At 71.4% G+C, this 20,430-nt stretch carries 17 protein-coding genes and 1 pseudogene; 11 read left to right on the top strand and 7 right to left on the bottom strand.

What is annotated here, in order from left to right:
• Nucleotides 1-40 precede the first annotated feature (40 nt).
• The 4 genes and pseudogenes from ACR9E9_RS01480 to ACR9E9_RS01465 all read left to right on the top strand — a co-directional run bounded on the left by ACR9E9_RS01480 (nt 41) and on the right by ACR9E9_RS01465 (nt 3,776).
• The gene (locus tag ACR9E9_RS01480) at nt 41-874 is read left to right on the top strand and encodes an aldo/keto reductase (protein ID WP_435200967.1); all 834 of its coding nucleotides are present in this window, start codon (nt 41-43) and stop codon (nt 872-874) included.
• A complete protein-coding gene (locus tag ACR9E9_RS01475) occupies nt 874-2,229 on the top strand; it encodes an aspartate aminotransferase family protein (RefSeq protein ID WP_435200965.1) in 1,356 nt (451 codons plus the stop codon). Before ACR9E9_RS01480 ends, ACR9E9_RS01475 begins: the two co-directional genes overlap by 1 nt.
• A pseudogene (locus ACR9E9_RS01470) lies at nt 2,226-3,362 on the top strand (class I adenylate-forming enzyme family protein); the annotation flags it as partial. The gene ACR9E9_RS01475 and the pseudogene ACR9E9_RS01470, both read left to right, overlap by 4 nt.
• Complete coding sequence (locus ACR9E9_RS01465) at nt 3,360-3,776, top strand: AMP-binding enzyme (protein ID WP_435203549.1); 417 nt, start codon at nt 3,360-3,362, stop codon at nt 3,774-3,776. The pseudogene ACR9E9_RS01470 and the gene ACR9E9_RS01465, both read left to right, overlap by 3 nt.
• Before the next feature lie 15 nt (nt 3,777-3,791).
• Here the strand turns inward: ACR9E9_RS01465 and ACR9E9_RS01460 are convergent, their stop codons facing one another.
• Nucleotides 3,792-5,291 (bottom strand): cytochrome P450, encoded by a 1,500-nt coding sequence (locus ACR9E9_RS01460; protein ID WP_435200963.1) that lies wholly within the window; start codon nt 5,289-5,291, stop codon nt 3,792-3,794.
• 115 nt (nt 5,292-5,406) lie between these two features.
• On the opposite strand from ACR9E9_RS01460, the gene ACR9E9_RS01455 reads away from it, so the two are divergent.
• Complete coding sequence (locus ACR9E9_RS01455; protein WP_435200961.1) at nt 5,407-5,697, top strand: hypothetical protein; 291 nt, start codon at nt 5,407-5,409, stop codon at nt 5,695-5,697.
• Between the two features lie 17 nt (nt 5,698-5,714).
• On the opposite strand, the gene ACR9E9_RS01450 is transcribed toward ACR9E9_RS01455, so the two are convergent.
• Both ACR9E9_RS01450 and ACR9E9_RS01445 read right to left on the bottom strand, forming a co-directional pair.
• Entirely contained in the window at nt 5,715-7,820 is a 2,106-nt protein-coding gene (locus ACR9E9_RS01450; protein WP_435200959.1) for an NAD(+) synthase, read from the bottom strand.
• A gap of 124 nt (nt 7,821-7,944) precedes the next feature.
• Complete coding sequence (locus ACR9E9_RS01445) at nt 7,945-8,847, bottom strand: LysR family transcriptional regulator (RefSeq protein WP_435200957.1); 903 nt, start codon at nt 8,845-8,847, stop codon at nt 7,945-7,947.
• Between the two features lie 93 nt (nt 8,848-8,940).
• Between ACR9E9_RS01445 and ACR9E9_RS01440 the strand changes: the two genes are divergently transcribed.
• Complete coding sequence (locus ACR9E9_RS01440; protein WP_435200955.1) at nt 8,941-9,096, top strand: hypothetical protein; 156 nt, start codon at nt 8,941-8,943, stop codon at nt 9,094-9,096.
• 220 nt (nt 9,097-9,316) lie between these two features.
• On the opposite strand, the gene ppdK is transcribed toward ACR9E9_RS01440, so the two are convergent.
• From ppdK to ACR9E9_RS01420, 4 genes are all read right to left on the bottom strand, one after another.
• Nucleotides 9,317-12,034, bottom strand: coding sequence for a pyruvate, phosphate dikinase (gene ppdK / locus ACR9E9_RS01435; RefSeq protein WP_435200953.1), 2,718 nt, complete (start codon nt 12,032-12,034; stop codon nt 9,317-9,319).
• Nucleotides 12,035-12,141: 107 nt separating this feature from the next.
• Nucleotides 12,142-12,651: an SRPBCC family protein gene (locus tag ACR9E9_RS01430; protein ID WP_435200951.1), complete on the bottom strand. Its 510-nt coding sequence runs from the start codon at nt 12,649-12,651 to the stop codon at nt 12,142-12,144.
• Between the two features lie 34 nt (nt 12,652-12,685).
• Nucleotides 12,686-13,174, bottom strand: coding sequence for a GNAT family N-acetyltransferase (locus ACR9E9_RS01425; RefSeq protein WP_435200949.1), 489 nt, complete (start codon nt 13,172-13,174; stop codon nt 12,686-12,688).
• 32 nt (nt 13,175-13,206) lie between these two features.
• On the bottom strand, nt 13,207-14,412 hold the full coding sequence (locus ACR9E9_RS01420; RefSeq protein ID WP_435200947.1) for an MFS transporter: 1,206 nt from the start codon (nt 14,410-14,412) through the stop codon (nt 13,207-13,209).
• Between the two features lie 125 nt (nt 14,413-14,537).
• On the opposite strand from ACR9E9_RS01420, the gene ACR9E9_RS01415 reads away from it, so the two are divergent.
• From ACR9E9_RS01415 to ACR9E9_RS01395, 5 genes are all read left to right on the top strand, one after another.
• Entirely contained in the window at nt 14,538-17,093 is a 2,556-nt protein-coding gene (locus ACR9E9_RS01415; RefSeq protein WP_435200945.1) for an MMPL family transporter, read from the top strand.
• Nucleotides 17,090-17,569, top strand: coding sequence for an SRPBCC family protein (locus ACR9E9_RS01410; RefSeq protein ID WP_435200943.1), 480 nt, complete (start codon nt 17,090-17,092; stop codon nt 17,567-17,569). The genes ACR9E9_RS01415 and ACR9E9_RS01410 overlap by 4 nt, the downstream gene beginning before the upstream one ends.
• A 244-nt stretch (nt 17,570-17,813) precedes the next feature.
• Nucleotides 17,814-18,503 carry a hypothetical protein gene (locus ACR9E9_RS01405; RefSeq protein WP_435200941.1) on the top strand — a complete coding sequence of 230 codons (690 nt, stop codon included), beginning with the start codon at nt 17,814-17,816 and terminating at the stop codon, nt 18,501-18,503.
• Nucleotides 18,504-18,528: 25 nt separating this feature from the next.
• Entirely contained in the window at nt 18,529-19,338 is an 810-nt protein-coding gene (locus ACR9E9_RS01400; protein ID WP_435200940.1) for a crotonase/enoyl-CoA hydratase family protein, read from the top strand.
• Nucleotides 19,335-20,426 carry a GNAT family N-acetyltransferase gene (locus ACR9E9_RS01395; protein ID WP_435200938.1) on the top strand — a complete coding sequence of 364 codons (1,092 nt, stop codon included), beginning with the start codon at nt 19,335-19,337 and terminating at the stop codon, nt 20,424-20,426. The genes ACR9E9_RS01400 and ACR9E9_RS01395 overlap by 4 nt, the downstream gene beginning before the upstream one ends.
• Nucleotides 20,427-20,430 lie beyond the last annotated feature (4 nt).

The following is a 20,430-nucleotide window of genomic DNA, read 5'->3' as shown; positions in this document are numbered from 1 at the left end:
GCCCTCGCACGACCTCTGTCCCGTCGCCTACGTTGGGGGCATGGCTGAACTCCCCACTCGCGTCCTCGGCGACGGCACGTCCGTCCCGGTCCTCGGCTTCGGCACCTACCCCCTTCGTGGTGATGCCGGAGTCCGCGCCATCGCCTCCGCGCTGGAGGTCGGCTACCGCCTCATCGACACGGCGGTGAACTACCGCAACGAGCGCGAGGTCGCCGAGGGCCTGCGCGCCAGCGGTGTCGACCGCGGCGACGTCTTCGTCCAGACCAAGGTCCCCGGACGGGACCATGCGGGCGCCCGGGGCAGCATCGAGACCTCTCTGCAGGTCATGGACCTCGACTACCTCGACAGCGTGCTCATCCACTGGCCCAACCCCTCCCAGCAGGCCTTCGTCCGGGCCTGGGAGGGCCTCGTCGAGGCGCGCGAGGCCGGGCTCGTGCGCTCCATCGGGGTGAGCAACTTCAAGCCCCACCACCTCGACGAGATCATCGCGGCCACCGGGGTCACCCCGGCGTCGAACCAGATCGAGCTGCACCCCTTCTTCCCGCAGGAGGGCCAGCGGGCCGACGACGAGGCGCGCGGCATCACCACCCAGGCGTGGAGCCCGATCGGCCGGGCCGGGGAGCTGCTCGACGCCGAGCCGGTCGCCACCGCGGCGCGGGCGCACGGCGTCACCCCGGCGCAGGTGGTCCTGCGCTGGCACCTTCACCTGGGCAGCCTCCCGCTGCCGAAGTCCGCCGACCCGGAGCGCCAGCGCCTCAACCTCGAGGTCCTCGGCTTCGACCTCTCCGGTGCCGAGGTCGACGCGATCACCGGTCTCGGTCACGCCGGGGGACGTCTCTTCGCCGCCGACCCGGACACCCACGAGGAGCTGTGATGGGCGAGCTGCTGCCCCGCCTCGACGCCAGTGAGGTGCGCCGCCTCGACCGGGCGCACGTCTTCCGCTCGTGGAGCGCACAGGACCTCGTCGACCCTCCCGTGGTGGTGTCCGCCCAGGGAAGCCGCTTCACCGACGACACCGGTCGCGAGTACCTCGACTTCTCCAGCCAGCTGGTCAACGTCAACATCGGGCACCAGCACCCGGAGCTCGTCGAGGCGATCGCCGAGGCCGCCGCACGGATGACGACGATGTCCCCGGCCTTCGCCGTCGAGACGCGCTCGCAGGCCGCGGCGATGATCGCCGAGAAGGCGCCCGGTGACCTCAACTCGGTCTTCTTCACCAACGGGGGCGCCGATGCGACCGAGCACGCGGTCCGCATGGCCCGTCTGCACACCGGGCGGAGCAAGGTGCTCGCGGCCTATCGCAGCTACCACGGCGGGACCGCGGGGGCGATGGCCCTCACCGGCGAGCCGCGGCGCTGGGGGAGCGAGCCCTCGATGCCCGGCGTCGTGCACCACTGGAGCCCGTACTTCTACCGCTCCCCCTTCTACTCCGAGAGCGAGGAGCAGGAGGGCGAGCGTGCCCTGGCGCACCTGCGCGAGGTCATCGCCGCAGAGGGGCCGGGTCACATCGCCGCGATCATCCTCGAGCCGATCATCGGCACCAACGGCGTCCTCGTCCCGCCGGACGGCTACCTTGCCGGGGTGCGCGCCCTGTGCGACGAGTTCGGCATCGTCATGATCGCCGACGAGGTGATGGCCGGCTTCGGCCGGGTCGGTGAGTGGTTCGCCGTGGACCACTGGGGGGTGACGCCGGACCTCATCACCTTCGCGAAGGGGGTGAACTCCGGCTATGTCCCGCTCGGCGGCGTCATCGTCAACGCAGCGATCCGGGAGACCTTCGGTCCGCGGACCTATCCGGGCGGCCTGACCTACCAGGGCCATGCGCTCGCCTGCGCCTCCGCGGTGGCCTCGATGCGCATCTTCGAGCGGGACGGGATCATCGAGCACGCCCGCACCCTCGGCGAGGACGTCATCGGCCCGGGCCTGCGCGAGATCGCGCAGCGTCACCCGAGCGTCGGTGAGGTGCGTGGGCTGGGGGTCTTCTGGGCGGTCGAGCTCGTGCGCGACCGGACGACCCGCGAGCCCTTCGTGCCCTTCAACGCCTCGGGCCCGGATGCGGCGCCGATGACGGAGGTCATGGCGGCCTGCACGTCCGCGGGACTGTGGCCCTTCGTCAAGGACAACCGCATCCACGTCGTCCCGCCGTGCACGACGAGCGCGGACGAGGCCCGTGAGGGTCTGGCGGTCCTCGACCGGGCGTTGACCGTCGCCGACGCCCGGACCCGGTGACGCGACCCGGAAGGTGGCCGGTTCACCCGGTCCCGGGGGAGGCGACACCGACCCCCTTCGGCCTGTCCGCGTACTGCGTCGCCGACCCGGCCGAGCGCGCCCCGGACCGCCCGGCCCTCGTCGTCGTCCACGGCCCGCAGGACGAGTCCTCGTGGACCTTCGCCCAGGTCGACGACGTCGTCCGGGCCGTTGCCGCAGGCCTGCTCGGTCTGGGCCTCGAGGCCGGCGACCGGGTGCTGCTGCGCATGGGCAACCGGGCGGAGTTCCCCTTCGTCTTCTTCGGAGCGATCGCCGCGGGTCTCGTCGCGGTTCCCACGAGCGCCCAGCTGACCGGGGACGAGGCGGCCGCCCTCCTCGAGGACTGCGGGGCGCGGGCGGTGGCGCTCGACCCGGACCTCTCGCTGGATGTCCCTGAGGGCGTGCACGTGGTGACGGCCGGGATCATCGACGGGTGGGTGGCCGGCCACGAGCGCACCGGGCACGTCCTCGGCGACCCGGACCGGCCCGCCTTCATCACATACACGTCCGGGACCACCGGTGCGCCGAAGGGGGTCGTCCACGCCCACCGCAGCGCCTGGGGGCGGCGTCCGATGTATCGCGGGTGGTACGGGCTGCTCGAGGGCGACGTCATGGTGCACGCCGGTGCGCTCAACTGGACCTACACCCTCGGCGTCGGGCTCACCGACCCGTGGGCCAATGCCGCCACTGCCGTGGTCTACGACGGGCCGCGCGACGGGCTGATCTGGCCTGGGATCGTGCAGGCGCACGCGGCGACCCACCTCGCCGCGGTCCCCGGGGTCTACCGCCACCTGCTGCGTCATGGGGATGCGGGTGCGTGGCACCTCGCCTCCCTGCGGGGGGCCCTCGTCGCCGGCGAGGCGCTCCCCTCGGCCCTGTGGCGCGAGTGGACCGACGTCACCGGCGTGCCGCTCTACGAGGCGCTGGGCATGAGCGAGATCTCGACCTTCGTCTCCACCGGCCCGAATGTGCCTGTGCAGCAGGGGAGCCCGGGTCGGGCCCAACCCGGGCGCCGGATCGCCGTACTCGCCCCCGATCGGCTCGACGCCCCGCGCCCCCTCGGTCCCGGGGAGGTCGGCCGGCTGGCCGTCCACCGGGAGGACCCCGGGCTGATGATCGGCTACTGGCAGCGGCCCGAGGAGAGCGCCGAGGTGATGCGCGGGGAGTGGTTCGTCACGAGTGACCTCGCCGAGCTCGATGTCGACGGCTACCTGACCTACCACGGCCGCTCCGACGACGTGATGACGGCGATGGGCTACCGGGTCTCGCCCGTCGAGGTCGAGGAGGCGCTGGCCGGGACCTCCGGTGTGGGCGAGGTCGCGGTGACCACGCTCGACGTCGGCGACGCCGTGAGCATCATCGGCGCCTGGGTCGTGCCCACCCCCGATGCGGCCGATGACCTCCCGGCGCGGGTGCTGGCCCGCGCGGCCGATGTCCTCGCCCCCTACAAGCGGCCGCGCGAGGTACGTTTGGTGGACGCACTCCCGCGCACGGCCAACGGCAAGGTGGTCCGGCGCGACCTCGCCTGACCTCGATCGGGTGCGTCAACGGCGGGTCAGGCCCACCCGGAAGCCGACCGGCATGAGGGTCAGGCGCTCGGTGATCGTCAGCTCGTAGTCGGGCTCGGGTGTGAGATCGAAGCGGTGGAGCAGCTTGGCCAGGACGATGACCGCCTCGTGCAGGGCGAACTGCCTGCCGATGCAGGCGCGTTCGCCGGTGCCGAAGGGCTTGTACGCGTGGGCCGGTCGGGCGCGGTTGTGCTGGGGCAGGAAGCGGTCCGGGTCGAAGCGGTCCGGGTCCGGCCACACGTCGGGGTCACGGTGCAGCAGGGGGATGAAGACGAGCGCAGAGTCCTGCGGCGTCATCCGCAGCCCCCCGGGCACCCCGGCGGAGCCGTCGGCGCCGATCGTCGTCGTCCCGCGGGGTGTGCGGGCGAAACCGGGGGCCGTCGGCCACAGCCGGAGGGTCTCGTCGACGACGCGACGCAGGTAGCGCAGCTTGGGTACCTGCTCGAAGGTCGGGCTGACCAGCGGGTCGCTGCCGAGCACCTCGTCGAGCTCGGCGCGGACCCGGGCGAGAACCTGTGGCTCCCGAGTCAGGTGGTAGAGCGCGAAGGACAGCGCGCCGGAGGTGGTCTCGTGACCGGCGACGAGCATCGTGAGGATCTGGTGGCGCACGTTCTGCGCCTCGAGGAGGGTGCCGGAGTCGTCGACGGGCACGTGCATCATCCGGCCGAGCAGGTCGTCCGACTCGTCCCCCTTCGCCTCGCGATCGGCGACGATCCGGCGCAGGAGGTCGTCGATGTGGCGGTGCCGGGCGAGGGCCCGCCGGTCCTTGCGCCTGACCAGGTGCCTCCCGACGAGGGGGAGGGAGGCGGTGGTGGAGCGGCCCGCCGCGTGCGACATGTCGGCGACGAAGGTCCGGACGAAGGGGTCGACCTCCTCGGTCCCGAAGCTGGCGAAGGTGTGACTGAAGGCCGATCGGCCGATGGTCTCCAGGGTGAGCTTCGTCAACCACGGGGAGACGTCGACGGTGCGCCCGGAGCTCGCCGCCTCGTCCCAGACGCCGATGAGCTCGTCCGTGGCCTCGACCATGACGTCGTGGTAGCGCCGCATGGCGGGTTTGGCGAAGGCCGGCACGAGCAGCTCGTGCGCCAGGCGCCAGTTGGGCTCATCGCTGCGGGCGGTGAAGAGGCCGTCCCCGACGAACAGGCGCAGGTCCTGCACCGCCGGCGCGAGCGCCTTGGTGAAGCGCGTGTCGTCACAGAGCTCGCCAGCGAGGTCGACCCCGGCGACGAAGACGAACTTCCGGCCCAGGGCGAGCATCTCGAAGACCGGCCCGAGCCGGCGTCCTGCCGCGAGCATGTTCTGCGTGGGTGTCGTCGGGTCGGTGCCCTTGGCGAAGGCGTCCCCCCACCAGCGGCGTCGGCCCGGCGGGTGCGGGAAGGTGCGCCCGGCCCACCCCATGCCGCGGTTCGGCGGATGGGTCGCGAGGGTGTCGGGGACGTCGACGGACGTCGCCCGTGACCGGGTGACCACGCTCATCGGGGTCGCCTTTCGTCAGATGTAGTGACGCCAGTCACCGTAGCCGCGACGGGCGCTCCCGTCCACGCCTGAGGGTCCTCCTCGCCCCCGCCCCCGGCGTGGGATGATGGGCCCCATGAGCAAGCACCCTCGCCTTTCCCACCCCCCGACGGGCCCGCACTCCGTGGAGGAGCTCGGGCACGCGCAGAACCCCGCGTGGTGGACCGTGATGAGCCTCGGGATCCTCGCCGGCATCGTCGGGACCTGGGCCGTCCTCGCGCTGAGCATGACCCTGGGGATCGTCGCCGGCGTCCTCGTCGTCGTCACGATCGTCGTCGGGGTCCTCATGTCGAAGATGGGCATGGGCAACTACACCTACGGCAAGGGCGACACCGCCTCGGGCAGCCCGTCCGTCGGCATCAAGTAGCCGCGTCCGCGCGGCCCTCAGCCGTGGGGGACGTCGTCCTCGATCTCGGCCAGCCACCGCGCCGCGCCGACATCGCTCGGCATGCGCCAGTCGCCACGGGGTGACATCGTCCCGCCCGGCAGGACCTTCGGTCCGTTCGGCAGCGCCGACCGCTTGAACTGGTTGGCGAAGAAGCGCTCCACGAAGAGCACCAGCCACCTCCTGATCTCGGCGAGGTCATAGGCGCCGCGGTCCTCCTCGGCCACCGAGGCGGGCCACGCCCCCTTCGCCGCATCGGACCACGCCTGCTCCGCGAGGAAGGCGATCTTGCTCGGCCGGTACCCGTGCCGCAGGACGTGGAAGAGCGTGAAGTCCTGCAACGCGTAGGGACCGATCATGTCCTGCGTCGACTGCGGCCGGTCGGCGTCCCGGGTCGGCACGAGCTCGGGCGAGATCTCGGTGTCGAGCACCGAGCGCAGCGTCCGGGAGACCTCCGGGAGCTGGCCGGAGTCGGCGACCCAGTGCACGAGGTGTTGCATGAGGGTCTTCGGCACGCCGGCGTTGACCCCGTAGTGGCTCATCTGGTCGCCGACGCCGTAGGTGCACCAGCCCAGTGCCAGCTCGGACAGGTCCCCGGTCCCGAGGACGATGCCGCCGCGCTGGTTGGCGATCCGGAAGAGGTAGTCGGTGCGCAATCCGGCCTGGACGTTTTCGAAGGTCACGTCGTAGACCTCCGGCCCGTGGTCGGCCTCGGGGTCCGTCCCGAAGGGGTGCGCGAGGCCCGCGAGCATCCGGGTCGCCGCCGGACGGATGTCGAGCTCCTCCCACGTGATCCCGAGAGCGTCCATGAGGGCGATGGCATTGGTCTTCGTCCGCTCGCTCGTGGCGAAGCCGGGCATGGTGATGCCGATGATCTCGGAGCGGTCGCGACGCAACCGGTCCATGGCCTTCGCGGCGACGAGCAACGCGTGCGTCGAGTCGAGCCCCCCGCTGATGCCGATGACGACCTTCGGCTGCCAGCCCGGACCACCGATCGCGCGCAGACGCTGCTCCAGCGCGGAGACCTGGATGTTGTAGGCCTCGAAGCAGTCCTGGGCCAGGCGGGCCTCGTCGTCGGGGACGAAGGGGAAGCGGTCGACCGTGCGGCGGAGGCCGAGGTCGCCGGTGGGCGCGTCGAGCTCGATGTGGACCTCCCGGAAGGGGGCCGCGGCGATGCCGGAGGCGATCGCGTTGTCGTCGAAGCTGCCCTGGCGCATCCGCTCCTGGCGCAGCCGGTCCACGTCGATGTCGACGACGCTCGCCCGGGGCCCCTCCGGGAAGCGTTCGGACTCCCCGAGCAGGTCACCGGCCTCGTAGACCATCGTCTGACCGTCCCAGGAGAGGTCGGTGGTGGACTCGCCCTCGCTCGCGGCCGCGTACACGTAGGCGGCGTTGCAGCGCATGGAGGCCGAGCGGGCGAGGAGGTGGCGGTCGTCGGCGCGGGCGACGGTGATGGGGGAGGCGGAGAGGTTGAGCAGCACGCTCGCACCGGCGAGGGCGGCCTCGTGGCTCGGCGGGACGGGCACCCACAGGTCCTCGCACACCTCGGCGTGGACGACGAGCCCGGGCACGTCGTCGACGTGGACGAGGACATCGGTGCCGAAGGGGACTCCGTCCAGTAGGTCCGCGTCCTCACCGGCGGCGAAGGTCGGCCGGAACCACTCGTCGGTGATCCCGGCACCGGTCGCGAAGTGGCGCTTCTCGTAGAACTCGCGATAGTTCGGCAGGTAGGACTTCGGGGCGATCCCGAGGATCTCCCCGCGGTGGATGAGGACCGCGCAGTTGTACAGGCGGTTGCGGTGGCGAAGGGGGGCGCCGACGGCGACGAGCGGCAGCAGGTCGGTGGTGCCCCGGGCGAGCGCGACGAGCGCGGCCTCGACGTCACGCAGGAGGACGTCCTGCAGGAGGAGGTCGTCGATGGCATAGCCGCTCAGACCGAGCTCGGGGAAGAGGGCGACCGCCACGCCCTCCTCGTGCCGGGCGCGCACCTGCGCCAGGGTCGCCGCGGCATTGGCGAAGGGGTCGGCCATGGTCACGGGGAGGGTGCACGCGGCGACGCGCGCGAAGCCGTGGCGGTAGAGGTTGCGGAAGTCGCGGTCCGTCATGGCTCGAGCCTACGGTCATGCCGCGCACGTCTGCGGCGGGCCGGGGGTTGGCCGGTCAGGCGGGCGAAGGGGGGCGCACCCCGAGGGCGGGGTGGCGCCCCTCCTCGGTCTCCGGCAGGTCCCGTCAGCGACGCCGCGCGCTCGCAGCAGCGATCTGCTCGAGGATCTCGACGGCCCGCAGTGCCGCCTCGTTGGAGCGGGCGACCGGTGCCGTCAGGGCGACGATGTCGCGCACCGGGTTCGGGTTGGTCAGGCGCAGTCGGCGCACGGTCTTCGGCAGTGAGCGACTCGCGAGGTCGGGCAGCACCGTGATCCCGACACCGGCCGCGACGAAGGCCGTCGCCGTGTAGTGGTCCTGCGCCTCGACCCTGTACCGCGGGCGGAAGCCGGCGGCCCGGCACGCGCGGTCGACCATGTCCTGGGTGATGCCCGCGGAGATGTCGTTGCTGATCCAGGAGTCGTCGGCGAGCTCGGCCATCTCGACACGACGGCGTCCGGCGAGCCGGTGGTCCGCCGGGACGAGCGCGACGAAGTGGTCGGTCATCAAGGGCGTGACCCGGTGGCCGGGCCGCACGGAGGTCGACGGGTCGGCGGGGACGACGTCGATGTCGACGGGCGGGGACTCTCCGGGCGGATAGCCCTCGGTGAGGATCATCTGGAGGGTCAGCTCGGGCATCCTCGACTGCAGTCGTTTGGCCAGCTGTGGCATCCACCGGTACCCGGCCGAGGCGAAGTAGCCGATGGACAGCGAGCCGGTGCTGCCCTCACGCAGGTCGGCGACGACCGCGTCGATGCGCTTCATCTCGAACATCAGCCGTTCGCTCTCCGCGGCGAGCGTGTGCGCCGCCGGTGTGGGCGCGATCCCGCGACCGTCGCGCGTGAAGAGCGTGAGTCCCGTCTCCTTTTGCAGGGCCGCGATCTGCTGGCTCACGGCAGACGGGGAGTACCCCAGGTGCGTGGCGGCGGCGTTGACCGACCCTGATGCCATCACGGACAAGAAGATCCGGACCCGGTGTGCGTCGACCATGCCGATGATCGTAGCGATGGATGAAGGAAAACTGAATGGTTATCCAGAAAAGTGAATTTGAGAAGGATGATTGAAAGGAAGAGTATCGATCTCATGAAGAAGCTCTGGATGAACACCATCGACGCACTCCGCCCCACCCCTTCGGGCAAGCACTCGGCCCGCCGTCACGCGGACGAGCACCAGGCCCACGAGATGCCCCACGACCACCGGATGAGCGACCGCTTCTACCCCACGCTCTCCACGCGCTGAGCCCACGGGTCCCGGGGGCCATCCAGCCCGGGCCCATGACGAAGGGGGTTTCGCACCACACGGTGCGAAACCCCCTTCGTCATGTCCCGGCCAGATCTCCTCCCCGTCCCCGCTCGGCAAGACTTTCGTCGGGTTCGCATGAGTTGCAAACTCTTGCGAAGCCGAGGTTTATCGGGTCACCCGAGAAACTGGAGGCGCGGGAGAGGAGGGGCCGGAGCGGCTACTTGGTGCCGACGTCGTCCTTGAGGACGACCGCCCGGCCCGCCTCGAGCCGCGCCACCGGCACCCGGAAGGGGGAGCAGGAGACGTAGTCGAGGCCGGCGGCGTTGAAGAAGTGGATCGACTCGGGGTCGCCACCGTGCTCGCCGCAGATGCCCACCTTGAGGTCCTGCTTGGTGCTCCGGCCCTTCTCCACGCCGATGCGCACGAGCTCGCCGACGCCGAGCGCGTCGAGGGTCTCGAAGGGGGAGATCGTCAGGACGCCGTTCGCGAGGTACTTCGGGAAGAAGGCCGTCTCGACGTCGTCGCGGGAGAAACCCCACGTCGTCTGCGTCAGGTCGTTGGTCCCGAAGGAGAAGAAGTCGGCCGTCTGCGCGATCCGGTTGGCGGTCAGGGCCGCTCGTGGCAGCTCGATCATGCAGCCGATCGGCAGGTCGAGCGACTGGTTGTGCGCCTCGGCGACCTCGGCGATGATCTCCTCCGCCTGGGTGCGCACGATGACGAGCTCGCGGTTGGACCCGATGAGCGGGACCATGATCTCCGGCTTGGGGTCCTTGCCGTCGGTGCGCAGGCGCACGACGGCCTCGGCGATCGCCCGGATCTGCAGCGCGAAGAGGCCGGGGATCTTCAGCCCGAGCCGCACACCGCGCAGGCCGAGCATCGGGTTGGCCTCGTGGCTGGAGCGCACGGCGTCGCGCAGGGCGCGTGCCCGCTCGATCTCCTCGCCGCTCTCGCCCCGTTCCTCGGCCAGGGCCACCTTGACCGTGAGGTCGGTGAGGTCCGGGAGGAACTCGTGCAGCGGCGGGTCGATGAGGCGGATCGTCGTCGGCAGCCCGTCCATGGCGGTGAGCAGCTCGACGAAGTCCTCGATCTGGGGCTGGAGGAGCTCGGCGAGGGCGGCGTCGCGCTCCTCGTCGGTGTCGGCGAGGACGACCCGCTCGATCTGCTGGCGGCGCTCACCGAGGAACTGGTGCTCCGTGCGACACAGGCCGATGCCCTCGGCCCCCCGGTCGCGAGCACGCTGGGCGTCCTCGCCGGTGTCGGCATTGGCTCGCACCCGCAGGCGTCGACGGGAGTCGGCGTGGGTGAGGAGCCGGTCGACCGCGTCGACGAGCTCCTTGGTCTCGTCGTCCTCGGAGATCGCCATCGCGGCGTCCATCCCCTCGGAGATGTAGGTCATCACCGGGGAGTCGACGACGTGGACGTCACCGAGGAAGACCTCGCCGGTCTTGCCGTCGATGGCCAGGGTGTCCCCCTCGCGCACGACGTGCTCGCCGACCCGGATCTCCTTCTGGGCCACGTCCACGACGAGGTCCTCGGCTCCGACGACGGCACACTTGCCCATGCCCCGCGCGACGACCGCGGCGTGGGAGGTCTTGCCGCCGCGCGCGGTGAGGACCCCAGCCGCGGCGATCATGCCGGTGAGGTCCTCGGGGGAGGTCTCCCGTCGCACGAGGATCACGGAGTTGCCGGCCGCCTGGGCAGCCTCCGCGCTGGCATTGTCGAAGGCCACGGCACCGACGGCCGCGCCGGGGGAGGCGCCCATGCCGACGGCGAGGAGCGTGCGCTCGGCCTCCCGGTCGAACTGCGGGAAGAGCAGCTGGTTGAGCTGCTCGCCGGTGACGCGCTCGAGCGCCTCGTCCATGGTGATCAGGGCCTCGTCGACCAGCTGGGTCGCGATGCGGAAGGCGGCGCCGGCGGTGCGCTTGCCGACGCGGGTCTGCAGCATCCACAGCGTCCCGCGCTCGACGGTGAACTCGATGTCGCACAGGTCGCGGTAGTGCGTCTCGAGGCGACGCATCGCTGCGCGCAGCTCGCGGTAGGCGCCCGCGTCCTTGTCCTCGAGGTCGGTCAGCGCGAGCGTGTTGCGGATGCCGGCGACGACGTCCTCGCCCTGGGCATTCGGCAGGTAGTCGCCGTAGACGCCGGAGTGGCCCGAGGAGGGGTCGCGGGTGAAACAGACGCCGGTGCCGGAGGTCTCGCCGAGGTTGCCGAAGACCATCGCCTGGACGTTGACGGCCGTGCCGAGCTCGTCCGGGATGCGCTCGCGCCGGCGGTAGAGAGTCGCGCGCTCGGTGTTCCAGCTGCGGAAGACGGCCTCGATGGCCATGTCCAGCTGACGGCGAGGAGTTTGGGGGAAGGACGAGCCGGTCTCGCGCTGGACGATCGTCTTGTACTCCGCGACGACCTCCTTGAGGTGGTCCGCGGTGAGCTCGACATCCGCTGCGACCTTCGCCTGCTCCTTGTGCGCGTCGAGGACGTCGGAGAAGAGCTCGGAGTCGATGTCGAGGACGGTCTTGCCGAACATCTGGATCAGGCGTCGGTAGGAGTCCCACGCGAAGCGCTCGTCGTCGGCGAAGGCGGCGAGAGCGTGGACGGTGTCGTCGTTGAGCCCGACGTTGAGGACCGTCTCCATCATCCCGGGCATGGAGAACTTCGCGCCGGAGCGCACCGAGAGCAGCAACGGCTCCTCGTAGTCGCCGAGGGTGCGACCGATGAGGTCCTCGACGTCGCGCAGCCGCTGGGTGACCTCGACCCGCACCTCAGGTGGCACCCGGCCCTCGGTGAGGTACGCGCGGCATGCCTCGGTGGTGATCGTGAAGCCCGGGGGCACGGGCAGCCCCAGCTTGACCATCTCCGCCAGATTGGCGCCCTTGCCGCCGAGCAGGTCCTTTTGGTCCCGATCGCCTTCGCTGAACATGTGGACGTACTGAATCACCGGTGCCTCCTCGCGCGATGTGCAACCCGCCTACTATGGCAGGGCTCGAGGGGGTTGCCGGTGCCGGTCTCCGAGTGCGGAACGTCGGCGGTCGCAGGCCCGGGGCGTCAGCCCTGCTCGAGCTGGCTCCTCAGGCGCTCGAGCGTGCGGCGGATGTTGCGCTGCTGGAAGTCGGCGAAGGTCTCTCCGCCGGTCACCGCGGCGTCGAAGACCCGCGCGAGCGCGTCCGGCCACGGCCGGTCGTCGGTCCACGTCTCGGTCACCCGCGTGCCGCCGTCGACCTCCTCGAAGCGGTACTCCCAGGTCGCGATCCGTCCCGGGACGACCGGGCGACGCGGCCCGATCCGGTGGACCCGGAAGGCGAAGCGCTCCCCGGGGTCAGCGGCGGTGACGGTGCACTGGGTCGACCACCGTGCGGGACCGCGCTTGTTCGTCCCGACGAAGGGGGTCCCCACGGCGAGCGGCGCCCCGGCCCGCTCGTGCTCGGGCCCGATCTGCGCTCCGGTGTTCTCCGGGCTCCACCGGCCCATCTGGGTCACGTCGCTCACGGCCTCCCACGCGGTCCGCGGGGTGACGGCGATCGTGATGGTGTCCGAGACGGTGAGCTGACGACGCATGGTGCTCACCGTAGACGCCGTCGCCGGACGGGGGTCACTGCTCGAGGGAGGCGCCGTCGAGGCGGTAGGTCTCCCACTCGACCTGTGGCCGCGCCCCCAGGGACTCGTAGAAGGCGATCGACGGGGCATTCCAGCGCAACACCTTCCACTCCAGCCGCCGGTACCCGCGGGCGCGGCAGATGTCGGCGAGGTTCGTCAGCAGTGCCTTGCCGAGCCCGGATCCGCGGTGCTCCGGCTCGACGTAGAGGTCCTCGAGGTGGATGCCGTGGCGGCCGGTCCAGGTGGAGAAGGTGAGGAACCACAGGGCCATCCCGACGACGCGACGGGACCCCCCTTCCCCGGACTCGGCGACGTGGCAGAAGGCCCTCGGCTCACCGTCGGTGGGGAAGAGCACGGCCGCGAAGTCCGCCTCGGTCGCCTCCACGGCGTCCGGCTCCTGCTCGTACACCGCCAGCTCGTGCACGAGTCCGAGGACCGCGGGGAGGTCACCGGCGGTGGCGGGACGGATGTCGGGATGGTTCATGGGGGGATTGTGCACCCGACGGGGGTGAGGGGTCAGTCGAGGGTGGTGCGACCGCGGTGGACGCGAAGGGAGAGGAAGAGGATGAGCAGGCCGGCGGCGGAGAGCCCTGCCCCGACGAGCGAGGGGGCCTGCCAGCCCCAGCCCGCGGCGAGCACGAGGCCGCCGAGCCACGCGCCGAGGGCGTTGGCGATGTTCAGCGCGGCGTGGTTGCCGGCGGCGCCGAGCGTGCGTGCCCGGCCGGCGACCTCCATCAGCCGCAGCTGCAGCGCCAGGACGAAGGCCGAGACCGAGATGCAGATGAGGAGCAGGACGATGCCGGCGGGGACGGCCCAGTTCGCGGCCCAGGCGAAGGCGGCGAGCGAGGCTCCCGTGGCGATCGAGGAGCCGACGAGGGTGCGCAGGACGGAGCGGTCGACCAGCCGGCCGGCGACGATCGTCCCGAGCAGGCCGCCGACACCGTAGATGAAGAGGTAGATCGGTACCGCGTCGGCGGGCAACCCGGTCTGGTTGCGCAGGATCGGTGAGATGTAGGAGTACATGGCGAAGACGCCACCGAAGCCGACCGACCCGACGAGCATCGTCAGCCAGACCTGCGAGTCGCGCAGGGCGGCGAGCTCGCTCCGGGCGCGGGCCTCCTTGTCGCCGGGCTGGTGCGGGACGACGGTGGCCACGAGCGCCGCCGTGAGCAGCCCGATGCCCGCGACGAGCCAGTACGCCGAGCGCCAACCGGCCTGCTGCCCGAGCCATGTGGCGAGTGGAACCCCGGCGACATTGGCGATCGGGATGCCGAGCATGATCCGGCTGACCGCCCAGCCGCCACGGCCCGGGGCCACGATGTCGAAGGCGACGATCGAGGCCACACCGAAGAAGGCGCCGTGGGGGACGCCCGAGACGAAGCGCGCGAGCATGAGCAGCTCGTACCCGGAGGCCAGGGCGCTCAGGGCATTGCCCGCGGCGAAGAGCAGCATGAGCGCGACGAGCAGACCCCGGCGCGGCAGTCGGTTGCCGAGGATGGCGATCGTCGGTGCGCCGACGACGACGCCGAGGGCATAGGCAGAGATCGTGTGGCCCGCTTGGGGGATCGTCGTGTCGATGCCTGCTGCGATCTCGGGAAGCAGGCCCATGGTGACGAACTCGGTGATGCCGATGCCGACGCCGCCGAGGACGAGCGCCGCCAGGGCGGCCCCCAGGTGGGGGTCGCGCGTGGAGGCGACGACCGGCGGTGGGGACAGGGGCACGACCGCCATTCTCTCCCACGTTTGACCTTCGCCGGGCCTGCGCCTACATTTGTCGACGGTGTTCTACGAATGTAGAACACGCCCGGGTCGCCCGGGCGACGCGCCGCCCTCAGGAGGATGTCCCCATGGCCCTGCGCCTGCACCGCCTCGGACTCTGGTGTGCCACCCACGCCAAGAGCGTCCTCGCGATCTGGCTCGCCGTCCTCGTCGCCGTCGGGATCGGCGCCACCGCCTTCGGGCGGCCGATGACGAACGAGATCACCGTGCCGGGGAGCGACTTCGAGCGCGTCCTCGATGACCTGGGTGAGGACATCCCCGAGGCGGCCGGTGGTTTCGGCACGGTCGTGCTCCACAGCGACGAGGGGGAGTTCACCGCTGCCCAGCGCGAGACCATCCGAGAGGTCTTCGACGAGTGGCAGGAGCAGCCCGAGGTCAAGGACGTCATCGACCCCTTCGAGAGCCAGCAGACGCTCGATGAGGCGGGTGTCGACCTGCGGCAGGCGAAGAAGGACCTCACGACCGGCGAGCGGGAACTCGAGTCGGCGCACACGAAGATCTCCACGGGGCAGGGGCAGGTCGACTACGGCGAGTCCTGGATCGACTTCTTCGAGGAGAACGACCCGGACAGCCCGAGGCTCGACGACATCCGCACCCAGGTGCGCGAGGGCAAGACCGACCTCACGGCCGCCAAGAGCGACTACCGGCAGGGCCAGCAGGACCTCGTCGAGGGGAAGGCCTCGTACGCCGCGGGGACCGCGGTGCGCGACGCGGCCGGCGACACCCGATTCGTCACCGACGACGGGTACGCGTTGGCCCAGGTCCAGTTCGACCGCAACACCAACTCCGTCGACCCCGAGGTCAAGCAGGCGATCCCCGAGATCGGCGAACGACTCGAGAGCGCGGGCATCGACGCGGAGTACAGCGTCGAGATCACCCAGGAGAACACGCTCGTCGGGCCGGGCGAGGCGGTCGGCCTCATGGTCGCGGCCCTCGTCCTGCTGCTCGCGCTGGGCTCGCTCGTGGCGGCCGGCCTGCCCATCGCCGGCGCCCTGCTCGGGGTCGGTGCCGGTCTCGGCGGTGCGCTCGCCGCGACCCACTTCTTCGACATGAACTCGCTGACCCCGGCCCTGGCGCTCATGCTCGGCCTCGCCGTGGGCATCGACTACTCCCTCTTCATCGTCAACCGGCACCGCAACCAGCTGCTCGGCGGTCACGAGCTGACCGACTCGATCGCCCACGCCGTCGGCACCGCCGGCAGCGCAGTCGTCGTCGCCGGTACGACCGTCGTCATCGCGCTGATCGCCCTCGTCGTCACCCCGATCCCCCTGCTGGGCCAGATGGGACTCGTCGCCGCCGCCACCGTGGCCGTCGCCGTGGTCGTCGCACTCACCCTCACCCCGGCCCTGCTGCATCTGGCCGGCACGAGGGTGCTGTCCACCCGCGCCTGGGCCAGGGCCGGGTTCGACGCGCCCGGCGCCCCGGGCGAGCGGAGCGTCGACGCGCCCGAGGAGGAGCACGGTGGTGCCTACGTGGCTGCCGTGACCCGCCGCCCGCGTCTCGTCGTCCTCGGGGTCGTCGCCCTGTGCGCCCTCCTCGCGCTGCCGGCCCTCTCCCTTCGCCTCGGGCTGCCGGACGGCTCCAGTGAGCCGGCGGAGTCGACGGCGCACGAGACCTACGCGCAGGTGGAGGAGCACTTCGGTGCGGGTGCCAACGGTCCTGTCATCGCGGTCGCCGACCTCGACGAGGCGGCGGCCGACGAGGACGCGGTCCTTCAGGAGCAGGCCGACCTCGTCCGACGCCTCGGCTCGGTCGGCGGGGTGCACGCGGTCATCCCCTTCGGGGTGAGCGAGGACCGCTCGACCCTCGCCTTCCAGATCGTCACGGAGGCCGGACCCGCCGACGCCGAGACCGCGGCCACCGTGCGACTGCTCAGCGCGAGTGCAGCGGCCATCGGTGGGGCCACGGACTCCGAGATCGGCCTGACCGGCCAGACCGTGGCGAATGTCGAGGTCTCCGAGCAGCTCGCGGAGGCCCTGCCGGTCTACCTCGGCATCGTCATCGGGCTCTCGCTCCTGCTCCTGATGATCGTCTTCCGCAGCCTGATCGTCCCGCTCGTCGCCACCGCCGGGTTCCTGCTGTCCGTCGCCGCCTCCTTCGGTACCGCGGTCGCGGTCTACCAGTGGGGCTGGCTCGGTGGCCTGCTCGGGGTGGACACCCCGGGACCCCTGCTCAGCTTCATGCCGATCATGCTCGTCGGTGTCCTCTTCGGGCTGGCGATGGACTACCAGATGTTCCTCGTCTCGGGGATGCGCGAGGCCCACGCCCACGGCAGTTCCGCTCGCTCCGCCGTGCGCACCGGGTTCACCCACGGGTCGAAGGTGGTCCTCGCAGCCGCCCTGATCATGGCCTCGGTCTTCGCGGGCTTCGTCTTCGCGGAGCTGACGATGATCCGACCGATCGGCTTCGCCCTGGCCGTCGGCGTGCTCGTCGACGCGCTGCTGGTGCGGATGACGCTCACCCCCGCCGTGATGCACCTGCTGGGCGAGGCCGCGTGGTGGATGCCGCGCTGGCTCGACCGGATCCTGCCCGACCTCGACGTCGAGGGCACGGCGCTGGAGGCGCAGGTCACAGGCGCTGCGCGGGAGCAGGAGAAGACGCAGAACCTAGGCTCGGCCGCATGACTGCCACGACGGGCAATGCCCCGCTGCTCGAGACCGAGACCGAGATCGACGCCCCGCCGGAGACCGTGTGGGCACTCATCACCGACCCGCGGGCACTCGGCGGCCTGAGCGACCAGGTGCTGCGCACCCACGTCGTCGGCACCGAGCCGGTCGGCCTGGGCACGCGCACGGTGAACATCAACCGCCGCGGCCCCCTCGTGTGGCCCACCCGCGCCAAGGTCGTGCGCTTCGAGCCGACCACGGACTATGCCTTCCGGATCAAGGACAACGCGACCATCTGGTCCTTCGCGCTCGCCCCGACCGCGACCGGTGGCACCCACGTCACCCACCGGCGCGAGGCACCGACGGGCACCACCAAGGTCTCGAAGATGCTGCAGGCGAAGGTCCTCGGTGGGATCGAGGAGTTCGACCACGAGATGGTGCTCGGCATGGGTGTGACCCTGCAGCGCCTGAAGGCGCTGCTGGAGACCAGCTGAGCGAATGGGTACTTCTCCCCATCGACCGGTCGTGCTCCGGCCACCTAGATTCATCGGTGTCAGCAGGTGACCGGGGGGACACGCCAGCTGCACCGGCCCGTGGTCCGCAGGGGGACCACGGGGTCGACGAAGGCGGGACTTCGCAGGGGGAGTCCCGCCTTCGTCCCGTTCCGGGGGGCGCACGGGCCCGGTCGGGGACTCGCCGGTGCTGTCGGCGCCGGCCGTCCTGTGTGACGATTTGCCCATGGCCTACCCTCCCAGCGGTCCCAGCGTCCCTCCGCCGCCCGGCGGTTCGACCGGCGGGCAACCGCCCTACGGCTCCCAGCCCGGGCCCTTCCAGGGTGGGCCCGGGCCGCAGCCGAAGAAGGGACTGAGCGGCGGGATCATCGCGGCCATCGCCGGCGTCCTCGTGCTGCTCCTCGCCGTGTGCTGTCTCGGTGGCTTCCTCATCGTGCGTGCGACCGGCGACGACGAGCCGGACTCGACGCCGACGAGCGAGACGAGTGAGACCAGCGAGGAGCCCACGCAGGAGCCCACGCAGGAGGAGCCCACGCAGGAACCGACCAGCATGACCGAGGAGCCCGACCCGACGGACTCGTCCACCTCCTCGCCGGCGGGGACCTCGGTGGACTTCCCCGCCTCCTACGACGGGTGGAGCAACTCGGCCCCGGACAGCACGACACTGGCCAGCTATGCCAAGGACGGCAACAGGTTCAGCGTCATCGCCTCCAGCTACCTCAAGCCGTCGAACTACGAGCAGCTGTGGGACTCCGTGAAGAAGTACGGCGACGTCTCCTGCGGCCGTCGCTCCAGCTCCGGCTCCGACATCTACTGCACCGCGGAGAAGGACGGGGCGACCTTCCTCGCCACGTCGCCGGACCTCAGCGAGGCCGACCTGGCGTCGGCGGTGCAGGGGATGCTCGACGAGCTCTGAGCGGCGACGACATAGGCTGGTCGTCATGCCACGCCACGTCACGACGACCATCGAGGACGGTGTCGCGCATCTGCGCCTGGCCCGGCCCGACAAGCTCAATGCGCTCACGCTGGAGATGCTCGACGACCTCGTCGCTGCTGCACACGGCCTGCGCTCGGACCGCCGACTGCGGTCCGTCATCGTCTCGGGTGAGGGCGATGCCTTCTGCGCCGGCCTCGACTTCGGGTCGGCCATGAAGGACCAGAAGGGCATCGTCACCCGCCTCGTCCCGCGTCCGTGGCGCGGGACCAACACCTTCCAGGAGGCGGCCTGGGCCCTGCGGCGACTCGACGTGCCGGTCATCGCCGCGGTCCACGGACACTGTCTCGGCGGCGGCCTGCAGATCGCCCTCGGCGCCGACTTCCGCATCACCCACCCGGACGCCACCTGGTCGGTCCTCGAGGGCCGGTGGGGGATCATCCCTGACATGTCCGGGGTCCACTCGCTCTCGCAGCTCGTCGGGATCGACGTGGCGAAGAAGCTGACGATGACCGCAGAGAAGCTCTCCGGCACGCGAGCGCGCGAGATCGGTCTGGCCACCGAGGTGGCCGACGACCCGATGGCCGCCGCGAGGGAGCTGGCGGCCGAGCTCGCCACCCGCTCGCCCGACGCCCTCGCGAGCGCCAAGCGGCTCTTCGAGACGACGTGGCACGGGGGTGCGCGACGCGCCTTCGCGCGCGAGCGCATCGAGCAGGTCGGTCTGCTCTTCGGGCCCAATGCCCAGCGGGCGCGGGAGGCCAACGCCGAGCGCAGACCACCGCAGTACCTGCCCCGCGGTCGAGGGCTCGTGCGGTGAGCGGCGACACCCCGCCCGCCGGCTTCCTCCCGATCGTTCCGGAGGGGCTCCCGCAGGGCTGGTCGAGTCGCGCCCCGGAGGAGACGGATGTCGACGAGATCGTGGCCCTCGTCCGCGCCGAGAAGCACTCCGTCGAGGGCTCTGGCGCCGTCCAGGAGGACGTCGTCGCCGGCGAGGCCGTCGGTCAGGGCGCGTGGACCCGCCGTCAGGTCGTGGTCGTCGACGCCGAGGGACGGATCCGGGTCTGGGCCCGGGTCCACGACCGGGCCGCCGGCCGGACCAACGTCGACCTCACGGCGGACCCCGAGCTGGCCCGCGAGGACGAGCAGGACCTCGCGCGCATCCTGCTCGCGTGGGCCGAGCAGGTGGCGCTGACGATCTCCCGGGGGCGTGGCCTCGGTGGCACCCGCCTCGACGTCTCCGTCCACGAGGACGACGACCGGCTGCGCTCGATGCTCAGTCCCGCGGGGTACCACCTCGCGCGCACCTGGCTGCAGATGACCCGTCCGGCCCAGCCCGGCGACGAGGACCTCGTGGCGACCACCCGGCGCGAGGGTGTCGCCGTGCGGCGTGTGGCGCGGCGCGAGGACGGCACGCCGGTGGCCGCCGACCTGCAGGCCGTGTACACGATGATCGAGGAGTCCTTCGCGGACCACTTCAACTCCTACCGGGAGTCCTTCCCCGAGTTCCTCGCCCGGCTGCGTGAGGCTCCGGGGCACCGCTGGGACCACTGGTGGATCGCCGACATCGAGGTCGAGGGTCAGTGGGTCCCGGGCGGAGCCGTCGCGGCCCTCGTCCTTCCCGAGGACGCTCGTGGCTGCGAGGGGACCTACATCGACTACATCGGCGTGCACCGCCTGGCGCGGGGCCGTGGCGTGGCCAAGTCGCTCCTGCACACCGTGCTCGCCGACACCGCCCGGCGCGGACGCAACCGGGTCTCCCTCGAGGTCGACGCGGACAGCCCGACGGGAGCCGACGGCCTCTACGAGTCCATGGGCTGGGTCACCGGACACCGGACCGAGTCATGGCACAAGGACATCCGGCTCGACGGGACGGACGACCCGGTTCCCCAGGCGCGCCTCGACTGAGGCG

The organism is Janibacter sp. GS2 (assembly GCF_051200835.1).
Taxonomy (GTDB): domain Bacteria; phylum Actinomycetota; class Actinomycetes; order Actinomycetales; family Dermatophilaceae; genus Janibacter.
This window is presented reverse-complemented; position numbering and strand designations above follow the sequence as displayed.